20 protein-coding genes are annotated in these 19,362 nt (G+C 71.1%); 13 read left to right on the top strand and 7 right to left on the bottom strand.

From position 1 onward, the window contains the following. Positions 1-38 precede the first annotated feature (38 nt). The 3 genes from OG737_RS19600 (at position 39) to OG737_RS19590 (ending at position 2,212) form a co-directional block, all read left to right on the top strand. On the top strand, positions 39-185 hold the full coding sequence (locus tag OG737_RS19600) for a hypothetical protein (RefSeq protein ID WP_366079675.1): 147 nt from the start codon (positions 39-41) through the stop codon (positions 183-185). Positions 186-361: 176 nt separating this feature from the next. After that, the gene (locus OG737_RS19595; RefSeq protein WP_405921809.1) at positions 362-1,441 is read left to right on the top strand and encodes a methyltransferase domain-containing protein; all 1,080 of its coding nucleotides are present in this window, start codon (positions 362-364) and stop codon (positions 1,439-1,441) included. A gap of 138 nt (positions 1,442-1,579) precedes the next feature. Further along, complete coding sequence (locus tag OG737_RS19590; RefSeq protein ID WP_405921808.1) at positions 1,580-2,212, top strand: hypothetical protein; 633 nt, start codon at positions 1,580-1,582, stop codon at positions 2,210-2,212. A gap of 23 nt (positions 2,213-2,235) precedes the next feature. On the opposite strand, the gene OG737_RS19585 is transcribed toward OG737_RS19590, so the two are convergent. Further along, on the bottom strand, positions 2,236-2,631 hold the full coding sequence (locus OG737_RS19585) for a hypothetical protein (protein ID WP_328927421.1): 396 nt from the start codon (positions 2,629-2,631) through the stop codon (positions 2,236-2,238). A gap of 99 nt (positions 2,632-2,730) precedes the next feature. Between OG737_RS19585 and OG737_RS19580 the strand changes: the two genes are divergently transcribed. Further along, positions 2,731-3,504 carry a glycerophosphodiester phosphodiesterase gene (locus OG737_RS19580; RefSeq protein ID WP_405921807.1) on the top strand — a complete coding sequence of 258 codons (774 nt, stop codon included), beginning with the start codon at positions 2,731-2,733 and terminating at the stop codon, positions 3,502-3,504. Here the strand turns inward: OG737_RS19580 and OG737_RS19575 are convergent. Then, positions 3,458-3,937, bottom strand: a complete 480-nt coding sequence (locus OG737_RS19575; RefSeq protein WP_405678725.1) for a hypothetical protein — start codon at positions 3,935-3,937, stop codon at positions 3,458-3,460. The genes OG737_RS19580 and OG737_RS19575 overlap by 47 nt on opposite strands. Positions 3,938-4,020: 83 nt before the next feature. Further along, positions 4,021-5,574 (bottom strand): ricin-type beta-trefoil lectin domain protein, encoded by a 1,554-nt coding sequence (locus tag OG737_RS19570; RefSeq protein ID WP_405921806.1) that lies wholly within the window; start codon positions 5,572-5,574, stop codon positions 4,021-4,023. 108 nt (positions 5,575-5,682) lie between these two features. Between OG737_RS19570 and OG737_RS19565 the strand changes: the two genes are divergently transcribed. The 3 genes from OG737_RS19565 (at position 5,683) to OG737_RS19555 (ending at position 10,512) form a co-directional block, all read left to right on the top strand. After that, entirely contained in the window at positions 5,683-7,086 is a 1,404-nt protein-coding gene (locus OG737_RS19565; RefSeq protein WP_405921805.1) for a class II fumarate hydratase, read from the top strand. 140 nt (positions 7,087-7,226) lie between these two features. Beyond that, on the top strand, positions 7,227-7,934 hold the full coding sequence (locus OG737_RS19560; RefSeq protein WP_328927416.1) for a DUF402 domain-containing protein: 708 nt from the start codon (positions 7,227-7,229) through the stop codon (positions 7,932-7,934). Between the two features lie 256 nt (positions 7,935-8,190). Next, entirely contained in the window at positions 8,191-10,512 is a 2,322-nt protein-coding gene (locus OG737_RS19555; RefSeq protein WP_328927415.1) for a SpoIIE family protein phosphatase, read from the top strand. Positions 10,513-10,618: 106 nt separating this feature from the next. On the opposite strand, the gene OG737_RS19550 is transcribed toward OG737_RS19555, so the two are convergent. Beyond that, positions 10,619-12,907, bottom strand: a complete 2,289-nt coding sequence (locus OG737_RS19550; RefSeq protein WP_405921804.1) for a transglycosylase domain-containing protein — start codon at positions 12,905-12,907, stop codon at positions 10,619-10,621. Between the two features lie 243 nt (positions 12,908-13,150). Here OG737_RS19550 and OG737_RS19545 point away from each other — a divergent pair, with 243 nt between their 5' ends. From OG737_RS19545 to OG737_RS19530, 4 genes are all read left to right on the top strand, one after another. Next, complete coding sequence (locus tag OG737_RS19545) at positions 13,151-14,068, top strand: SPFH domain-containing protein (RefSeq protein WP_405921803.1); 918 nt, start codon at positions 13,151-13,153, stop codon at positions 14,066-14,068. Beyond that, the gene (locus tag OG737_RS19540) at positions 14,065-14,301 is read left to right on the top strand and encodes a hypothetical protein (RefSeq protein ID WP_328927412.1); all 237 of its coding nucleotides are present in this window, start codon (positions 14,065-14,067) and stop codon (positions 14,299-14,301) included. Before OG737_RS19545 ends, OG737_RS19540 begins: the two co-directional genes overlap by 4 nt. 184 nt (positions 14,302-14,485) lie before the next feature. Further along, positions 14,486-14,770, top strand: coding sequence for a serine hydrolase (locus tag OG737_RS19535; RefSeq protein WP_405678735.1), 285 nt, complete (start codon positions 14,486-14,488; stop codon positions 14,768-14,770). Next, positions 14,767-14,967: a hypothetical protein gene (locus tag OG737_RS19530; protein ID WP_328930568.1), complete on the top strand. Its 201-nt coding sequence runs from the start codon at positions 14,767-14,769 to the stop codon at positions 14,965-14,967. Before OG737_RS19535 ends, OG737_RS19530 begins: the two co-directional genes overlap by 4 nt. A 33-nt stretch (positions 14,968-15,000) precedes the next feature. On the opposite strand, the gene OG737_RS19525 is transcribed toward OG737_RS19530, so the two are convergent. Continuing rightward, positions 15,001-15,948, bottom strand: a complete 948-nt coding sequence (locus OG737_RS19525) for a hydrogen peroxide-inducible genes activator (protein WP_328927410.1) — start codon at positions 15,946-15,948, stop codon at positions 15,001-15,003. A gap of 135 nt (positions 15,949-16,083) precedes the next feature. Between OG737_RS19525 and OG737_RS19520 the strand changes: the two genes are divergently transcribed. Continuing rightward, positions 16,084-16,638 (top strand): peroxiredoxin, encoded by a 555-nt coding sequence (locus OG737_RS19520; RefSeq protein WP_328927409.1) that lies wholly within the window; start codon positions 16,084-16,086, stop codon positions 16,636-16,638. Between the two features lie 3 nt (positions 16,639-16,641). Beyond that, a complete protein-coding gene (locus OG737_RS19515) occupies positions 16,642-17,181 on the top strand; it encodes an alkyl hydroperoxide reductase (protein WP_405678737.1) in 540 nt (179 codons plus the stop codon). Between the two features lie 60 nt (positions 17,182-17,241). On the opposite strand, the gene OG737_RS19510 is transcribed toward OG737_RS19515, so the two are convergent. After that, complete coding sequence (locus tag OG737_RS19510; protein WP_405678739.1) at positions 17,242-17,919, bottom strand: hypothetical protein; 678 nt, start codon at positions 17,917-17,919, stop codon at positions 17,242-17,244. After that, complete coding sequence (locus OG737_RS19505) at positions 17,916-19,250, bottom strand: AI-2E family transporter (RefSeq protein ID WP_328927406.1); 1,335 nt, start codon at positions 19,248-19,250, stop codon at positions 17,916-17,918. Before OG737_RS19505 ends, OG737_RS19510 begins: the two co-directional genes overlap by 4 nt. Positions 19,251-19,362 lie beyond the last annotated feature (112 nt).

Here is a 19,362-nt window from a genome sequence, read left to right as displayed (position 1 = left end):
GGTGCACGTTCGTCAAACCGACTACCAAGGAGGAACCAGTGAGCGGAAAGCACGGCGGAGGTACCGGCAGCGGCCAGGGCGGCAGTCAACAGGACGACGGCAGCAGCGGCCGCGGGCACGGAGGCGGCGGCTCGGAGACGAGCGGCGGAAACTCCTCCGACGGCTCCGGCCCCGCGAAGAAGTAGGTCGGATGACCGCGCGCACAGAAGAGGCGGGCCCCCAGGGGCTCGCCTCCGCGCTCCTCCAGTCGGGCGCTCTGCACTCCGATTGGCTGCCGACGTACAAGGCAGTCCCCCGGCACCTGTTCGTGCCCGACCGCATGTGGCCGGGCATCCCTGACGGCACCCGACAGAACCCTTTGGTGGACCGCACCGCGGACCCCGATGCCTGGTTCCGCGCGGTGTTCTCCGACATCCCCCTCACGACGCAGTGGGACGACGGCAACCATGCGGGTGACGGCCTCGGCACGACCCCGAGCAGTTCCAGTTCCCAACCACACATGGTGTTCTCGATGCTGGCCGATCTCGATGTCAGGGATGGGCATCGGGTCCTTGAGATCGGTACGGGTACGGGCTGGAACGCAGGTCTCCTCTCGCACCGGCTCGGGCCCGCGAACGTGGTCTCCATCGAGTTCGACCCCGAAGTAGCCAAGGGGGCGGGCAGAAACCTTCGGGCCGCTGGCCTCTCCCCCCTGGTGATCGTGGGAGACGGCCGGCTGGGCTACGCGGGAAGTGCGCCGTACGACCGCGTCATTGCGACGTGCTCGATCGGCGAGGTTCCCCCCGCATGGATCGAGCAGACCGTCGTCGGCGGGGTGATCGTCGCCCCCTGGGCTACGGGGTACGGGGGCGAAGCCATCGCCCGCCTGACCGTGAACGACGACGGCACGGCGAGCGGCCACTTCACCCGCTCCAGCGCCTTCATGCGCCTGCGACAGCAGCGCCAGAACAAGCCCCCGCATGACGTGTACCTCAAGGGCCAGGAATGGCCCGCAGACGGCGACAGGAGCACGACGGCGCTCTCGCCTGCCGAGGTCGGCGGATGGTTGGAACAGTTCGTGATCGGGCTCCGCATGCCCGGGGCGTTCTGGACGGCAGAGCACTACGACGGTGGCGCCTACACGCTGTGGACGTACAGCACCGACAGGAAGTCGTGGGCCTCGGCCGACTATGAGCCGGAGCGGCAGGAGTACGAGGTCGTCCAGTCCGGTCCCCGCAGGCTGTGGGACGAGACAGAAGCCGCCTACCGCTGGTGGGAAGAGCAAGGGCGACCCGGATTCGATCGGTTCGGCCTGACGGCAGACAGCGACGGCGAACGGGCGTGGCTCGACTCCCCGAACAACCCCTTATCCCGTGAACGGAACAAGCCGAACGACTTCTTCCAGAGCCCGGCCCCGGAGCCGACGTTCACGCACATCCCGGTGCGCGGTCCGGGTCTTTAGCGCGAGGACCTGAGGGCCCCTCCCCCATTCGGGGGAGAGGCCCTCACGCATCTCCGCCCATCGGCAGATGGATCACGGGCGGGCTGCGGGCGAGGCTTTACCCGTAACCAAACAGCCGTTGGAACACGGGAGTTCACCATGAAGAACCGCAAGCGCGCCCTCGTCCTCGCCGGAACCGCCGCCGCCCTTGTGGCCACCCTGGTCGCGGCGGGCCCCGCCCCGGCGGCGCCGGCCGAACCGGCCGCACCGGCCGCACCGGCCGCGTCGAAGCTCGCCTCGGTGCACGGGGGCGGCACGATCTTCTACCCCTACGCCGCCAACGACGACATCCGCTTCACGGTCGACGCCGAGTCGGCCCCGTGGACCAGGCCGTTCCCGGCCCCGGGCCCGGAGAAGGGCCTGCCGACCGATGCGCGCGGCCGGGTGACCATCTCCCACCACTTCAAGGAGTCCGGCTTCACCGGCACCGCCGAGGCGGAGGTGGACTGCCTGGTCACGGGCGGCAAGACCGCCACCCTGACCGCCGTGGTCAAGACCTCGAACGTCGGCTGGGACGGCAAGCGGATCGGCATCAGCGTCCAGGACGGCCAGCACGGCGAGCCGGACCGTGTCGGCTTCTCCTGGGGCGTCGCCAACCTCGACGTGAAGCCGGACGGCACGGCGACGCAGGGAACGGTGGGCACCTGCATGGCCCCGGCCCCCTTCACGGAGGTCACGAAGGGCGGCTTCAAGGTCACCCCGGCCCCGCTGTCCCCCGTCCCGAAGCCGTAGCGGGCTGCTCGCCCGGGCCCGACCTACTCCACCCGGGCGGAGAACCCGGCGGCGCGCAGCCGTTCCGTCAGGTACCGGGCCTCCACGGGGGTGGCCCGGTAGCCCTCGCGGACGGCGGCCAGGACCTCCGGAACCGTCATGCCGAGTGAGTCGCGCAAGACCTTCAGGGCGGCGCCGCCGGAGCCGTCCACGCGGAGCAGGACCGTGCCCTCGGCGGCGACGACGGCCGCGCGGACGTCCTCGGGGGCCCGCCCCCACCAGTGCTGCGGGGGGCCCACGTCGGGTGCCCCGAACCCACAGGCGTCGCACTTCCACTCCGCCTCCCAGAGCAACCGCCCGTCGACGATCCGCTGCCAGGCATGGAAGACGCAGAGCGGGCAGGGCTCGCAGTACAGGGTCGCTGTCGTCGGCTCCGGCATGGCGTCACCCTGCCCTCCCGAACGGGGAACCGCATCCGGTTAACGTCGGGGACACGGCCCCGCGCCTGCTCGTTCACCCCTGTTTGCAAGGATTCCCCCATGGCAGCGACGACCTCCCCCCTCCCCACCACCCTCGACATCCGCGTGGTCGCCCACCGTGGGGCCTCCCACGAGCACCCCGAGCACACCATGGCCGCCTACCGGCAGGCCATCGCCGACGGAGCCGACGCGCTCGAATGCGACGTACGGCTCACCGCCGACCACAAGCTGGTCTGCGTGCACGACCGGCGGGTGGAGCGGACCTCCGACGGGCGGGGGGTGGTCTCCGAGATGACGTACGCGGAGCTCGCCGCGCTCGACTTCGGGCGGTGGAAGGGCGAGGAGCACGCCGGGGCGCGGGTGCTGCTCTTCGAGGACCTGCTGCGCGAGGCGCTGGCGGCGGAGCGGCCGGTGGGGCTCGCCGTCGAGACCAAGCATCCGACGCGGGCCGGCGGCCGGCTGGAGGTCGAACTCGCGCGGATGCTGCGCGAGTACGGGCTCGCGGACGGGGCGTCGGGGCGCGTCGAGGTGATGAGCTTCTCCCGGAACGCGTTGACGAGGATGCACCGCCTCGCGCCCGGGCTGCCGACCGTCTACCTGATCGAGCGGGCGGTCAGGCCGGTGCGTCCTCCGTTCGCGACTCACGCGGGGCCGGGAATCGACCTCGTGAGGCGGGATCCGGGGCTGGTGGGGCGGCTGAAGGCCAAGGGGCTGCGGGTGCGCGTGTGGACCGTGGACGAGCCCGAGGACGTGGAGCTGTGCGTGCGGCTCGGCGTGGACACGATCATCACCAACCGGCCGGCGGAGGTCCGAAAGCTCCTGGAGTCGCGCTGACCGGCCGGCGGGACCGTTTGGCCTTCCGCGCGCAGACGCCAGCACCGGCCAGCGACCCGATGAGCAGCGGATTGACCCAGATCGGGACGACCTGCACACGGACGCCGCCGGAGAAGGTGCACTTCGTGGACACCGGGAAGTACCACCGGTCGACCTTGATGTCCGCGTCCGGGGTCCGGTAGCTCTGCGGCCCGTGCTGCGCGGTGAGCGCGTCGACGCAGGGGCGGACGGGGCGCGAGGACAAGCCGCTGTAGGTGCCCAGGGCGAAGGCGATGACCGCGAGGCTCAGGCACACCCACACGCCCTCGCTCCACTGGCCGGAGGCCGTCCGGCTCATGCCAGGTCTTCGCGTCACCGCCAGGTGGAAGGCTTTGACGAGGAGGTACGCCACGGCGGGCAGGGCCAGCAGTACGGATATGGCGGCAATGATCATCGCGCAAGCCTGCCACAGCAGTGGGAAACACCCGGCCGGGGTACGCCGGCCGGGTGTGGGGGGTTATCGGTCGAGCGGGGCGGTTACGACGCGAAGCGCTGGTTCGCCGAACCGTTGCAGGTCTGCAGGCGCAGCGCGTCGTGGGCGGCGGCGACCGTCAGGCACATGCCCGGGGCGGCCGCGGGGCGGATGGTGGCGCCGTCGCGGAGGAACTGCTGGTTCGCTCCGCCGTGGCAGTTCCACAGGATCAGGCCGGTACCGGCGCCGTAGTTGGCGCCGGGGGCGTCGAGGCAGCGGTCGTGGGTGAGGCCGACGTGGACGGACTTCTTCGCGGAGTCGTACCACCAGTCCTGGTTGCGGCCGCCGTGGCAGTCCCAGCCCAGGACGGCCGTCTCGTTCGCGCTGGAGCCGCCCTTCGCGTCGAGGCAGTTGCCGGTCGCCTCGTTCTTCAGGGGTGCGTAGAGGGAGTCCCAGCCTCCGGCCTGGAGCACCGGGGTGCCCGTGCTCGCGGGGTCGGCGCAGGATGCCTCGCGCAGGCCCGAGTTGTAGAGCTGGGTCAGGCAGGACGCGAACGCGCCGTGGCCCCTGTAGTTGGGGTGGAAGGACTGGCGGGCGGTGTTCTCGTCCCACGGGAAGTGGTCCCCGAGGTCGAGGTAGAGCCCGCGGGCCCAGGTGTCCTCCATGCACACCTCGTGGCCGTGGAAGAGCCGCGAGTTGTCCAGGTAGGTCGCGCCCGAGGCGAGGGCGGCGGCACGCATGCCCTTCTCGAAGGTGGGCACCGCGTAGTTGCGGCCCCAGGTGGCGTCGGAGTCGTAGCCGGCGCAGCCCCCGGGGAGCTTGCCGGGGAAGTTCGGATTGTCGTAGAAGTCGGGGCCGATGGGGCTGGGGTAGCCCATCACGACGAGCTTGTAGTCCGAGTCGGCGTATCCGGCGTCGCGCATGACCGTCTTCAGGTCGGCGACCGTCGCCTCCACCTTGGGCTTCAGGCCGTCGACGCGCGCCTGCCAGCCGGGACCGTACTTGGGCTCGCAGGTGCCCTGGCTGAGCACCCAGCGGGTGACGCAGTCGGTCATGACCGGGCCGAACTGGAGGTCGTCGTTGGCTCCGGCGACCAGCAGCACCATCTTGATCTTCGTGTTGCGGGCCTTGACGGCGAGGTTGTCGCTCTGCACCAGTTCGTCGGCGTACTGCTTGCTGCCGCCGATCCTGATGTTGCCGGTGTACCCGCCGGAGCAGGCGACGTTGAAGGTGAGGTCCGCCGGGATGCCGGTGCGGTGGATCGCCGAGTCCGGCGATCGGTGGCACTGGTTGGACGACGTGTTGGTCGCGGGGTCGTAGTTGCCGACGCCCTCGCCGGAAATCTCGCTGTCGCCCAGTGAGATCAGGCCGGTCTTGCGCTCGTTCAGCGGCCGGACGGCCGCGTCGCCGTAGATCTTGACGGCCTCCGCGGCACGGATCGCCTCCAGCTCGGGCGACAGGGGGGTCGCGGCCCCCGCCGAAGTGGCTCCCGAGCCGCCCGCGGGGGTCGCAGCCTGGGCCATGGGGGTGATGGCGGTGACGCCCCCGAGGGCGGCCGCGACCGCCGCGACGGCGGCGAAGGTACATCTGAACCTGGATTTCGTGTGTGCACGTGCCATGAACGCCTCCCCGAATGCCGGTGTTACCCACGGTATTTACTGGCCGGTAGGGGACTTGGGAACACTTCGAACAAGACAATTGCTCAACTTTTTGAGGAGGCCACGAACATGACAGACGATCAGCAGGCCGAAGCGTTCCGGACCGAGCACGACTCCATGGGTGACGTACGGGTGCCCGCGCACGCCAAATGGCGCGCCCAGACGCAGCGCGCCGTGGAGAACTTCCCCATCTCCGGGCAGCGGCTGGAGCGCGCCCACATCGAGGCGCTCGCCCGCGTCAAGGCGGCGGCGGCCGTGGTCAACGCCCGCCTCGGCGTCGTGGACCAGGACATCGCCGACGCGATCCGGTCCGCCGCCGCCGAGGTCGCGGACGGCCGCTGGGACGACCACTTCCCCGTCGACGTCTTCCAGACCGGGTCCGGCACCTCGTCCAACATGAACACCAACGAGGTGATCGCCACCCTGGCCACCGAGCGGCTGAGCCGTGACGTCCACCCCAACGACCACGTCAACGCGTCGCAGAGCTCCAACGACGTCTTCCCGTCCTCCATCCACATCGCCGCCACCGCCGCCGTCACCCGCGACCTGATCCCGGCCCTGGAGCACCTCGCCGCCGCGATGGAGCGCAAGTCCGCCGAGTTCGCCCAGGTGGTCAAGGCCGGGCGGACGCACCTGATGGACGCCACCCCGGTCACCCTGGGCCAGGAGTTCGGCGGGTACGCGGCCCAGATCGGCTACGGCGTCGAGCGGCTGCGCGCGGCCCTGCCCCGCCTCGCCGAACTGCCGCTGGGCGGCACCGCGGTGGGCACCGGGATCAACACCCCGCCCGGGTTCTCCGCCGCCGTGATCGCCGAGGTCGCCGCGGACACGCAGCTGCCGCTCACCGAAGCCCGCAACCACTTCGAGGCCCAGGGGGCGCGGGACGCCCTGGTGGAGACCTCGGGCATGCTCCGTACGGTCGCCGTCTCACTCACCAAGATTTCCAACGATCTGCGCTGGATGGGCTCCGGGCCGCGCGCCGGATTGGCCGAAATCAATCTCCCTGACCTCCAGCCCGGGTCCTCGATCATGCCGGGAAAGGTCAATCCGGTCGTCCCGGAGGCCGTACTGATGGTCGCCGCACAGGTGATGGGGAACGACACGACCGTCGCGGTGGCGGGCGCGGCCGGCAACTTCGAACTCAACGTGATGCTCCCGGTGATGGCCCGGAACCTCCTGGAATCGATCCGGCTGCTCGCGAGCGCGAGCCGCCTGCTGGCCGACCGCACCGTCGACGGGATCACCGCCAACACCGCCCGGGCCAGGGAGTACGCCGAGTCCTCGCCCTCCGTCGTCACCCCGCTCAACCGGTACATCGGCTACGAGGAGGCCGCCAAGGTCGCCAAGAAGGCGCTCGCCGAACGGAAGACGATCAGGGAGGTGGTCCTGGAGTCCGGCTACGTCGACCGGGGCGCCCTGACGCTGGAGCAGCTGGACGAGGCCCTGGACGTCCTGCGCATGACCCACCCCTGAGCGGCCCGGGATCCGGCCCCGGGCCGGGGGCCGGATCCGGTCGGTTCCCGTGCCCCGACCCTCCCCCTGGCTCGGCCGGGGGGACCCCCAGGTGACCTGCAACGCAGCGGGGGCGCGGGCCCCAGCCCTAAGATCTGCGCATGACAGGTACCTTCCGGCCCGGGAACGGCGCGGCGCGGCGCGGCGCCGAGGGCACGCGCTGGGCGCCCGGGGAGCAGATCCTGTGGCGCTACCGCGACCACGCCCCGGGGCTGAAGGGCCAGGTGCACATCTGCCGCCCGGTGACCGTCGTCCAGGACACCGAGGAGCTGCTCGCCGTCTGGATGGCCCCCGGCACCGAGTGCGTCAAGCCGGTCCTCGCCGACGGCACGCCCGTCAACGAGGAGCCGCTCGCCACCCGCTACACCGCGCCGCGGACCACCGTACGGTCGCGCTGGTTCGGCGCCGGGGTGCTGAAGCTGGCCAGGCCCGGCGACCCGTGGTCGGTGTGGCTGTTCTGGGGGCACGGCTGGCGGTTCAAGAACTGGTACGTGAACCTGGAGGAGCCCCTGTCGCGGTGGTCGCGCGGGGTCGACTCCGAGGACCACTTCCTCGACATCGCCGTCCACCCCGACCGCAGCTGGAAGTTGCTGGACGAGGACGAGTTCGCCCAGGCGCAGCGGTCCGGCCTGATGGGCCGTGAGCAGGCGCGACGGGTCCGGGAGTCCGGGCGGGCGGCGGTCCGGGTGATCGAGGAGTGGGGGACCCCGTTCTCCGGCGGCTGGCAGGACTGGCGGCCGGATCCGGCCTGGTCGGTTCCGGTCCTGCCGGAGGACTGGGATGCCACCCCGGCGCATATGACCTCATGAGACCCTTGATGCGCCCCCGGGGTTCAAACGTAGGATCGTCCTCCGGAAGGTCGCACTCGCCAGGCGGTGCGGTCGTACCGTGCACCTGCAAGTGTCGTGCCGTACACGGAACTTGACCGGAGGTCGACGCAGGGCCAGAGGTAACGAGGGGGACGCGGAATCCGGAGTGATGGTGCCCCGGCCGCTGAGCGGGTATACCGCGACTGACCGAGTTGAGTGCAGCGCACATCGAGCGCAAACGGACGGAATTCCACGCGTGACGGAGTACCCCACCTCTCAGGAGGGCCCGCAGCCCGTCGCCTCCGGCGGAGGTACGGACGAGGCCGGCCACGGCAAGGCGCCCATCGCCGCCGCCGAGGCCGTACGCACGCATGCGCCGGGCACCGGTGCCGGCTCCGCCGCGGAACCGGGCGGACCGGCCGCCGCGGCTTCCGACGCGCGCGCGGCCCGCTCCGCGGCGGGCGCGGGCGGGGCCGCCGGGCTCCCCCGGCCCCGCGGAAAGGCCGCCGCCACGGCCGCCGCAGCCGCCTCGGCCGACCTGCCGACCGCCGCCACGGGCCCCGGCGAGGGCCAGGGCAGCGCCCGTCCGCGGGACGGCGAGGCCGCCCGTAACGCGGCGGGTCCGGGCGGGGCCCAGGAGGCCGCCGGCCCGGTCCGCGGGCCTCGTGGTGCCGGGGCCGGGTCCCCGCGCGGCGGCGAGGCCGTCGGCTCGGGCACGGACCCGACCGGGGCCGCGCGCGGCGTACCGGACATCCCCGGGCAGGGGGCCGCGTACCCGGCCGGAGTCGAGCCGGCGCGCCGCGAGGGCGACCGGCTGCGCTTCGTCGGCGCCGCGACCCGGCGGATCGCCCGCGGCATCGACCTCGACGAGATCGTGCTCGGCCTGTGCCGCGCCACCGTGCCCACCTTCTCGGACGCGATCCTCGTCTACCTGCGCGATCCGCTCCCGGTCGGCGACGAACGCCCCGTCGGCCCGGTCGTTTTAAGGCTCCGCCGCACCGACCGGCTCCGGCCGATCGACGATCTCACCGACGCCGCGCTGAGCGGCACCATCGGCGCGGGCATGGACCTCGCCGGGGCCGCGGGGGCCTCCGGCGAGCTCGACTTCAGCCAGCTGCCGCTGGTCGGCCCGCAGGGTGACCTGCCCGCGGCCGAGCTGTGCGAGATCCGGCCCGGCGGTGCGCTCGCCGAGGTACTGCGCGGTGTACGGCCCGTCTTCGGGTCCTCCGCCGCCGCCAGGGCCGCGCTGCCGGAGCTGCTGGGCGTGGACCACCCGCTGCCGCGCGGCAACCGGGCCGTCCTCGCGCCGCTGCGTGGCCGCCGACGGGTGATCGGCGCCGCCGTGTTCCTGCGCAGCCCCGAGCGGCCCGCCTTCGAACAGAACGACCTCCTGGTCGCCGCCCAGCTGGCCACCCACACCGCGCTCGGCATCGACAAGGCGGTCCTGTACGGCCGCGAGGCGTACATCGCCGACGAACTCCAACGCACCATGCTGCCCGACGGCCTGCCGCAGCCCACCGGGGTCCGCCTCGCCTCGCGCTACCTGCCCGCCGCCGAGACGGCTCGGGTCGGCGGCGACTGGTACGACGCCATACCGCTGCCCGGCAGCCGTGTCGCGCTCGTCGTCGGCGACGTCATGGGGCACTCCATGACCTCCGCCGCGATCATGGGCCAGCTGCGCACCACCGCGCAGACCCTCGCCCAGCTGGACCTGCCGCCCGCCGAGGTCCTGCACCACCTGGACGAGCAGGCGCAGCGCCTGGGTTCCGACCGCATGGCCACCTGCCTGTACGCGGTCTACGACCCCGTCGCGCACCGGATCACCATCGCCAACGCCGGCCACCCGCCGCCGGTGCTGCTGCACCTGGGCGGCCGGGCCGAGGTGCTCCGCGTGCCCCCCGGCGCCCCGATCGGCGTCGGCGGCGTGGACTTCGAGGCCGTCGAGCTGGACGCGCCCGCCGGAGCCACCCTGCTGCTGTACACCGACGGCTTGGTGGAGTCGCGCCTGCGGGACGTGTGGACCGGCATCGAGCAGCTCCGCGAGCGCCTGGCGAACACCGCGCAGCTGACCGGCCTGGACCACCCGCCGCCGCTGGAGGCCCTGTGCGACGACGTCCTGGACATGCTCGGCCCGGGCGACCGGGACGACGACATCGCGCTGCTCGCGGCCCGCTTCGACGGGATCGCGCCCAGTGACGTCGCGTACTGGTTCCTGGACCCGGAGGAGACCGCTCCGGGGCGGGCCCGCCGGTTCGCCCGCCGCGCGCTGACCCGGTGGGGCCTGGAGGAACTCCAGGACTCCCTGGAGCTGCTGGTCAGCGAGGTGGTCACCAATGCCGTCCGGTACGCGGAGCGGCCGGTGACCCTGCGCCTGCTGCGTACGGACGTACTGCGCTGCGAGGTCGGCGACGACTCCCCGCAGCTGCCCCGGCAGCGCCGGGCCCGGGACACGGACGAGGGCGGCCGCGGGCTGTTCCTGGTCAACCGGATGGCCCGCCGCTGGGGTGCTACCCGGCTGAGCAGCGGCAAGGTGGTCTGGTTCGAACTCGCGTTGCCGGGGGCGCATGACCGGCGTTGACCGGGGCGATCCGTCCGCCCACGACAGACCGCCGCCCCGCAACGCGAACGTTGCGGGGCGGCGGTGTCCGTCTGACCGTGGGTCAGTCCGTCGGTCCGTCAGTGCGTCACTGGTCCGACTGCGGGAACAGCGGGTCCGGCGGCTTCGGGACGCCGGTCTTGGTCGCCGTCGCCGTCGGGGTCGCCGTCGGGCTGACGGACTTCGTCGGGGTGTTGCTCGGGTCCGGCGACTTGGTGGTGCTCTTCGACGGGTCCGGGGACTGCGGCGCGCTGCTGGTGGCGGCCGGAGCGCTGGAGGACTGGCTCGCGGAGGGCGACGGGGAGGCGGTGCGGGACGGCGCCTGCGGGGCGCCCATCTCCGCCTCCTTCAGGTCGAACTTGTCGGTGTCCTCGTCCTTGAGCACGGCGAGGGTGTACGCCTTCCAGATCGAGGCCGGGAAGCTGGAACCACCCGCACGCCCCAGGCCGGCGGTGCCGGTCAGGGTGACCTGGTTGTGGGTGGTGGGGTCCTCGCCGAACATCGCGACGACGGTGACCAGTTCCGGGGTGTAGCCGGTGAACCAGCCCGCCACGTTGGACTCGGTGGTGCCGGTCTTGCCGGCCGCCTCGTATGCGCTGCTGCGGACCTTGTTGCCGGAGCCGCCCTCGTCGTTGACCACTCCCGTGAGCACCTTGGTGACGGTGTCGGCGGTCTTGCGGCTGATGGCCTGGCTGCCGACGGCGGGCTCGGGCTTGAACTCGCGGTCCTTGTGCTCTGCCTTCTTGATGATGGTGGGCGTGACCTTCTTGCCGTGGTTGTCGAGGGTGGCGTAGACGCCCGCCATCTCCACGGTGTTCGCGCTCATGGTGCCCAGCGCCATGGCCGGCTTGTCCTCGGGCCAGCCGTCGCGGGTCTTCATGCCGAGTTCCAGTGCCGTCTTCTTCACGGCGGGCGGCTTGACGTCCACGATCATCTGCGCGTAGACGGAGTTCACCGAGAAGTCGGTCGCGCCCTGGACCGTGATCATCGGGTCGCCGAAGTTCCGGTTGTCCTGGTTCTGCGGGTTGAACGGGATCTTGCTGCCGACGACCTGGCGCTTGCTCGTGCCGTCGTAGAGGGTGTTCGGGGTGATCGGCTTGCCGTCCTGGGTGGTGGCGTTGTTCTCCAGGGCGGAGGCGAGCACGATCGGCTTGAAGGTCGAGCCCGGCTGGTAGTCGGTGCGCAGCGCGTTGCTCTCGGACTTCTCCTCCAGGCCCTGGCCGCCGTACATCGCGACGATCGCGCCGGTCTTCGGGTCCACGGAGGTCGCGCCGGCCTGGACGCTCTGGTCCTGGGGCTTGCCCTTGGTGTCCTTGCGGTCGAGCTTGGACTCCAGCTCGTCCTGGACCGCCTTCTCCAGCGCCGCCTGCTTCGTCTTGTCGACGTTGAGCGTGACGTTCCAGCCGCCGGCCAGGATCTGGTCGTCCTTGATGCCCTGCTTGTCCATCTCGTCGTTGGCGGCCTGGACCAGGTAGCCCTTCTGGCCGTCCATGCCGGGACGGGGCTTGGGCTTGATGGGCTCCTGGAACGCCATGGTCTTGCGCTTGGCCTCGTCCAGCTTGCCCATCTCGACCATGTTGTCGAGCACGGCGTTGAAGCGGATCATGACCAGCCGCTTGCCGTTCGGGCCGGCGGTCGCCCAGTCGTACTGGCTCGGTGCCTGGATGACGGCGGCGAGGTAGGCGCCCTGCTCCAGCGTCAGCTTCTCGGCGTCGACACCGTAGTAGGCCTGGGCCGCGGCCTGGATGCCGTACGCGTTGCGGCCGTAGAAGTTGGTGTTCAGGTAGCCGGCGAGGATCTCCGGCTTCTTCATCCGCTGGTCGACCTTGAGGGAGATGATGAGCTCCCGGATCTTGCGCGTCGGCGACTGGTCCTGCGTCAGGTAGTAGTTCTTGACGTACTGCTGAGTGATCGTCGAACCGCCGGCCGTGCCCTTGCCCCTGACCGTGTTGAACAGGCCTCGGGCCACGCCCATCACGTCGATGCCGCGGTCCTCGTAGAAGGACTTGTTCTCGATGGCGATGAACGCGGTGCGGACGTCCTCCGGGATCTTGTCGATCGGCAGGATCTCGCGGTTCATCGCACCAGTACGGGCCATGATCGAGCCGTCGGAGTACCGGTAGGTGTTGCTCTGGAGCGTGGCGCTCTCGTTCGGGTCGGTGGGTTCGTCCACCGAGAAGTACAGGATGATCGCGGTGGCCATCAGGAGCAGGATCAGCCCGAGGAACGTCCCGAGGATCTTCTTCCAGGTGAAGAAGCGACGTATGCCGGAGCGTTTGCCGCCGCTCCCCTTGTCCGTGGTGCCCTTCGCGCGTCCGCCCGGTGCACGTCGCGCACCGCGCTGCTGCTGTGCCTTACGCGCCTCTGCTCGGCCCATCGCTCCCGCTCCGCTCGATATCCCCCCGACGTCAGCTCAGAAAACTAACACCGCAGGCTGTGACAAAGGTTGACCAACCATGGCCAATACCGGTCAATTCGGACGTGAGAATCAGCACCCACACCACTGGAACCGACGCACATCAAGGCCGAAGGGTTGCCGTCCCGTGCGATCCGAGAGTAAAAGTGATATCACTTTGCTAGGCGGCTGGACCGGCCGCGACCACAGGAACGGGGACAGATCATGAGCAATACGACGACCGCTGAGGGTGCACCCGCCGGGGTACGGGAGTTCACCGCGCGCAGCGTGGGCGGCGGCCTGGCGCTGCTGCTCGGTCTGGCCGGCGTCGCGGCGGGGGCGGGCCTGATCGCGACCGGCGCGGTGCTGACGGCCGTCGCCGCCAAGGCCTCGCTGATAGCCGCCGGCGTCCTGCTGGTCATCGCCTCCCTCATCGCGATGAGCGGGCTCAACACGATCGCGCCGGGCGAGGCCCGGGTGGTGCAGCTGTTCGGCCGCTACCGGGGGACCATCCGCGCGGACGGACTGCGTTGGGTCAACCCGCTGACCTCGCGGGAGAAGATCTCCACCCGGGTACGCAACCACGAGACGGCCGTCCTGAAGGTCAACGACGCCTACGGCAACCCCATCGAGCTGGCGGCGGTCGTGGTGTGGCGGGTCGAGGACACGGCGCGGGCCACCTTCGAGGTCGAGGACTTCACGGAGTTCGTCGAGACCCAGACCGAGGCGGCGGTCCGGCACATCGCGATCGAGTACCCGTACGACGCGCACGAGGAGGGCGGCCTCTCGCTCCGGGGGAACGCCGAGGAGATCACCGAGAAGCTGGCCGTCGAACTGCACGCGCGGGTCGAGGCGGCCGGCGTGCACATCATCGAGTCCCGCTTCACGCATCTCGCGTACGCTCCGGAGATCGCCTCCGCGATGCTCCAGCGCCAGCAGGCGGGCGCGGTCGTGGCGGCCCGCAAGCAGATAGTGGAGGGCGCGGTCGGCATGGTCGAACTGGCCCTGACCCGCCTGCAGGAGGAGGAGATCGTGGATCTGGACCCGGAGCGCAAGGCCGCCATGGTCTCGAACCTGATGGTGGTCCTCTGCGGGGACCGCGCCGCGCAGCCGGTGCTCAACACGGGCACCCTTTACCAGTGACCTCCCCCGAGGAAGGTGGCCGGGCGGGCCGGCAGCCGCGCAAACAGGTGCTGCTGCGGCTCGACCCGCAGGTGTACGACGCGCTGGCCCGCTGGGCGGGCGAGGAGCTGCGCAGCGCGAACGCGCAGATCGAGTTCCTGCTGCGGCGGGCCCTGTCCGAGACGGGCCGCCTGCCGGGCGGGGCCGCCCCGATCCCGCCACGCGGCCGCCCCCGCACCTCGCCCGACTCCTGACCGGCCTTCCCGGCCGACCGGCGAACCCCTGTCGGGTGTGTGCGCCGGTGCGCGCCGCCCGCGGGCCCGCCCAGGTGCGCCCGGACCTGTCGAACGGGGCCGTTCTGCCCGGAATGGCCGTATGAGGCCTTCCTGATCGCGGCCGTCGGCCCTGAAGTCGATCGATCCCGCCTTCCAGGCCGCCGTGGACCGTGCGGCGAAGAAGCTCATGGTGCCCGGAGCCGTGGTCCTGCTCCGCACCCCGCAGGGGACCTTCCGCGCGATCACCGGCACGACGCAACGGGGCACGGCCGAGCCGCCGGACAGCGGCGACCGCTTCCGGATCGCCTCCGACACGAAGACCATGACGGCGGCGCTGATCACCCTGCTCGCCCAGGACGGCGAGCTCGGGTTGAGCGATCCGGTGTCCGCGTACGTCGCGGGGGTGCCGGGCGGCGGGAACATCACCATCGCCGACTGCCGAAGATGAGCAGCGGGCTCTACAACTACACCAGGGTCGGGCTGGGCACCGTACTGATGCGGATGGCCGCGGTCCCGGTACGGGTCGACTGGATGTCGGTCGCGGCGATGACCGGCATCGGCGCGGGTGTGGTCGCCCTGGTGACCCTGCTCAGCCTGCCGCCGCTGCTGCGCCTGATGCGCCCGGACGGCCTGCGCACGGAGTAGCCCCCGTACGCCCGTTCCCCACGGCCCCGTCCGCTAGTCGGTGAGCCACACCGGGAGCGGGCGTACGGCTTCGCGCAGTGCGCCGGCGATCGCCCGGAACTCCTCCTGCCGGGCCGTCCCCGTACGCATGGCCAGCGCGATCCGCCGGGACGGCGCGGGTTCGGCGAAGTACCCGGTGGCCAGGTACTCGTTGCGGGCGGTCTCCAGCCGCAGCGCGGTACGCGGCAACAGCGTGACGCCCAGGCCCCCGGCGACCAGCTGTACGAGGGTGGACAGCCCGGCGGCGGTCGTGGTGACGTCCGCCCCGTCGGTGCGCCCGGCCTCGCGGCAGATGTCCAGGGCCTGGTCGCGCAGGCAGTGCCCCTCGTCGAGCAACAGCAGCTGGAGGCCGCGCAGTTCCTCGCGCGGGATGTCCTTGCGCCCGGCCAGCGGATGCTCCCGCGGCGCCAGCAGGACGAAGTCCTCGTCGAAGACGGGCAGTTCGGTGACCCCGGGGACACCGAGCGGCACCGCGAGCAGCAGCAGGTCCAGCCGCCCGCCGGCCAGCCCCTCCAGCAGCGAGGCCGTCTGTTCCTCGTGCACCTGGAGGTCCATCCGCGGATAGCGCCGGTGGAACAGCCCGAGCACGGTCGGCAGCAGGTACGGCGCCACCGTGGGGATCACCCCGAGCCGCAGCGTCCCGGTGAAGGGGGCCCGTACCGCCTCGGCCTCCTCCAGCAGCCCGCCCATGGCGTCGAGCACCACCCGCGCCCGCGCCGCTATCCGCTCCCCGGCCGGGGACAGCAGCACCTTGCGGGTGGTGCGCTCCAGCAGCTGCACGCCGAGCGCCTCCTCCAGTGCGGACACGGCTCCGGACAGCGCGGGCTGGCTCATGCCGATGGCCGCGGCGGCGTCCCGGAAGTGCAGATGCTCGGCGACGGCCGCGAAGGCCCGCAACTGAGCGAGGGTCGGTTGCTTCGCTCCCCTATTACCCACAGCCACTGATAGGTACCTCCGATCACCTGAAACAAGACTAGCTATTTCCGTAATCAATGCAGCTGTGCCAGCATGTGAGATCCGTCCAACCCTCTCGGAAAACCCCCAAAAGGGGCAATTTCCTATCTGCAAGGAGAGCACGTGCTCACTGTCGGCGACCAGTTCCCCACGTACGACCTGACCGCTTGTGTCTCGCTCGAAGCCGGATCCGAGTTCGCGCAGATCGACCACAAGACGTACGAGGGCAAGTGGAAGGTCGTCTTCGCCTGGCCTCTCGACTTCACTTTCGTGTGCCCGACGGAGATCGCCGCCTTCGGCAAGCTGAACGAGGAGTTCGCCGACCGCGACGCCCAGATCCTCGGCTTCTCGCTCGACTCCGAGTACGTCCACCACGCCTGGCGCAAGGACCACGCCGACCTGCGTGACCTGCCCTTCCCGATGATGTCCGACATCAAGCGCGAGCTCTCCACCGACCTCGGCATCCTTGGCCAGGACGGCCTCCCGATGCGCGCCGTCTTCATCGTGGACCCGAACAACGAGATCCAGTTCTCCATGGTGACCGCCGGTTCCGTGGGCCGTAACCCCAAGGAGGTCCTGCGGGTCCTCGACGCCCTGCAGACCGACGAGCTGTGCCCCTGCAACTGGAACAAGGGCGACAGCACCATCGACGCCGGTGCGCTGCTGGCCGGTGAGTGACGGATGTCCCTCGACTCCCTGAAGGCCGCCATACCGGACTTCGCCAAGGACCTGAAGCTGAACCTCGGCTCGGTCATCGGCAACCAGGACACCCTCTCGCGGCAGCAGCTGTGGGGCACCGTCCTGTCCTGCGCGATCGCCGCCCGCTCCCCGCGCGTCCTGCGTGAGCTGGAGCCGGAGGCGAAGGCGGCCCTGTCGCCGGAGGCGTACACCGCCGCCAAGTCCGCCGCCGCGGTCATGGCGATGAACAACGTCTTCTACCGCACCCGGCACCTGCTGTCCGACCCGGAGTACGGCACCCTGCGCGCCGGCCTGCGGATGAACGTCATCGGCAACCCGGGCGTGGAGAAGGTCGACTTCGAGCTGTGGTCGCTCGCGGTCTCCGCGATCAACGGCTGCGGCCAGTGCCTGGACTCGCACGAGCAGGTCCTGCGCAAGGCCGGTGTCGACCGGGAGACGGTCCAGGAGGCCTTCAAAATCGCCTCGGTGATCCAGGCCGTGGCCGTCACGCTCGACGCCGAGGCCGCCCTCGCCGCCGAGTAGCAGCGGCCGTACGGCGAACAGGGGCCCCGCGGCCGGGAACGGCCGCGGGGCCCCTGTCGTTCACCTCTTCAGCGTGGCCATCAGCGTGCGCACGTCCTCGATCATCGCCGCCTTGACGGCGTCCTCGTCCGGTGCGGGCGAGTCCAGCTCCCCGTACCAGCTGATCGTGAGCGTGAAGACCGCGCCGCCGTCCAGCACTTGGATCCGGTTCCCCCTGACCGAACGGCTGATCAGTGCCCGCTCGCCGAGCCCGGGCACCTGCTCCGTGCCCGCCGTCTCGTCCCAGACGTTCGACAGGGACTCGGGAGCGGCACCGAACTCCGCGCGCGGGTCCGTCTTCTTGTGCAACTGGACCAGCGCCTCGGCCCCGTACCTCATGCTGTCTTCGGTGGGATACGTGTTGTACATGCAGTACGACCAGTCCATCGCGGGGTGCTCGCCGTGGCGCGGGACGTCCCCGCTGAGCTTCGTGGTGGCCCTGGCGACCGCGCTCAGCGACGCCTCCTTGCAGAGGTCCTCCGCGTGCCGGTACGCGACCTCCGGCGCGCCGCTGAATCGATCCTGCGACACGGCCAGCGTCCCGGCCCACACCGCCGAGGCCACCAGCGCCCCGCCCAGTGCCCACAGCCACGGCCGCGCGGGCCGTCGTACGGGCTCACCCGGCGCGTCCGGCTGCGCCTGCCCGGCGGGCAGGGCGTCGGGCCCCCACTCCCCGTCGAGCTCGGGCTCGCCGATCACCGCTGCCCCGGGTCCGCCTGGCTCAGCGCGGTCGCCCCGTGCGGCGAGGGGCCGACCGAGGTGGCGTCGTGCAGGAGTTGCTCGCGCGAGTACGCCCTCAGGTAGCCCACCACCGTGTTGGTGACCGCGACCAGCGGTACGGCGACGACCGCTCCGCCGATGCCCGCGATCATCCCGCCGGCCGCCACGGCGAGCACCACCGCGAGCGGGTGCACCCGCACCGCCCGGCCCAGGATGAAGGGCTGGAGCACGTGCCCCTCGATCTGCTGCACGGCCAGCACCACGAGCAGCACCATCAGCGCGGTGAACACGCCCTGGGTCACGAGCGCCACGACCACCGCGAGTGCGCCCGAGACCACCGCGCCCACGAGCGGGATGAAGGCGAACAGGAAGATGAAGACTGCCAGCGGCACGGCCATCGGCACCTTGAGGAAGTAGAGACCGAGGCCGATGAAGGTGGCGTCGATGAGCGCGACGAGGACGGTGCCGCGTACGTACGCGGTCAGCGTGCGCCAGGCGCGCGGACCGGCTCCCGCCACTCCGGGCCGGGCGGTGGCCGGGACGAGACCGAGCGTCCACTCCCAGATGCGCTTGCCGTCGTAGAGCAGGAACAGCGTCGAGAACATCGCGAGCAGCATCCCGGTCAGGACCTCGACGAGCACCGTCACGCCTTGCAGGCCGGCGGAGGTGATCTGCTCGGTGTTGGTGCCGATGGTCTCGCTGAGGTTCTTCGCGATGTCGGTGATCTGCTTCTCGGTCACGTGGAACGGACTGTCCAGTGCCCAGAGTTTCAGTTCGTTGATTCCGTCGCGGACCCGGTCGGACAGGTCGTCGAGGTTCTCCATGACCTGCCAGACCACGAACCAGCCGACCAGCCCGATGACCACGAAGCCGAGGATCGCGGTGACGGCGGTGGCGAGGCCGCGCGGCAGGCCGAGGCGGCGCAGCCGGACCACGAAGGGCTGGAGCAGCGCGGTGACCAGCATGGCGGCGGCGAACGCGAGGACGACCAGGCGGACTTCGCTGATCACCTTCATCAGCACCCAGAGCATTCCGGCCAGGAGCAGCAGCCGCCAGCTGACCTCGGCGGCCACCCGCATGCCCCACGGGACCACGGTCACCGGGTCGGGGCGTTCGGGTACCGCCGGGACGACGGCGGCGGGAGCGGCGGATCCCGGCCCCGCGGCGGCCTGCGCCCGGTCGGCCGCGACGGGGAGCGGCGAAACGCCCCTGGCCTCGGCCTCGACCTCGGCCCGCCGTTCGTCGAGCCGCGCCTCCATCCGGTTCAGCTTGCTCCCGAGCCGGCCGAGCCAGCCTGCCCTCTTCGACATGTCGTTCCCTTCCCCCCGCCCACTGGTCACACCTCGAAAGACCGTACACGCGAGGAGCCCCGCGCCGTAGGACGGTGCGGGGCTCTCCGAGGTTGAGCGGGGGTGCGGCGGG

The organism is Streptomyces sp. NBC_00122 (genome assembly GCF_045160845.1).
Classification (GTDB): Bacteria; Actinomycetota; Actinomycetes; order Streptomycetales; family Streptomycetaceae; genus Streptomyces.
This window is presented reverse-complemented; position numbering and strand designations above follow the sequence as displayed.

Coding starts and splice junctions, on each gene's coding strand:
- OG737_RS19560 (WP_328927416.1), top strand. CDS start 7,227: ATGACAGGTACCTTCCGGCCCGGGAACGGCGCGGCGCGGCGCGGCGCC.
- OG737_RS19565 (WP_405921805.1), top strand. CDS start 5,683: ATGACAGACGATCAGCAGGCCGAAGCGTTCCGGACCGAGCACGACTCC.
- OG737_RS19585 (WP_328927421.1), bottom strand. CDS start 2,631: ATGCCGGAGCCGACGACAGCGACCCTGTACTGCGAGCCCTGCCCGCTC.
- OG737_RS19570 (WP_405921806.1), bottom strand. CDS start 5,574: ATGGCACGTGCACACACGAAATCCAGGTTCAGATGTACCTTCGCCGCC.
- OG737_RS19575 (WP_405678725.1), bottom strand. CDS start 3,937: ATGATCATTGCCGCCATATCCGTACTGCTGGCCCTGCCCGCCGTGGCG.
- OG737_RS19580 (WP_405921807.1), top strand. CDS start 2,731: ATGGCAGCGACGACCTCCCCCCTCCCCACCACCCTCGACATCCGCGTG.
- OG737_RS19515 (WP_405678737.1), top strand. CDS start 16,642: ATGTCCCTCGACTCCCTGAAGGCCGCCATACCGGACTTCGCCAAGGAC.
- OG737_RS19530 (WP_328930568.1), top strand. CDS start 14,767: ATGAGCAGCGGGCTCTACAACTACACCAGGGTCGGGCTGGGCACCGTA.
- OG737_RS19505 (WP_328927406.1), bottom strand. CDS start 19,250: ATGTCGAAGAGGGCAGGCTGGCTCGGCCGGCTCGGGAGCAAGCTGAAC.
- OG737_RS19550 (WP_405921804.1), bottom strand. CDS start 12,907: ATGGGCCGAGCAGAGGCGCGTAAGGCACAGCAGCAGCGCGGTGCGCGA.
- OG737_RS19545 (WP_405921803.1), top strand. CDS start 13,151: ATGAGCAATACGACGACCGCTGAGGGTGCACCCGCCGGGGTACGGGAG.
- OG737_RS19590 (WP_405921808.1), top strand. CDS start 1,580: ATGAAGAACCGCAAGCGCGCCCTCGTCCTCGCCGGAACCGCCGCCGCC.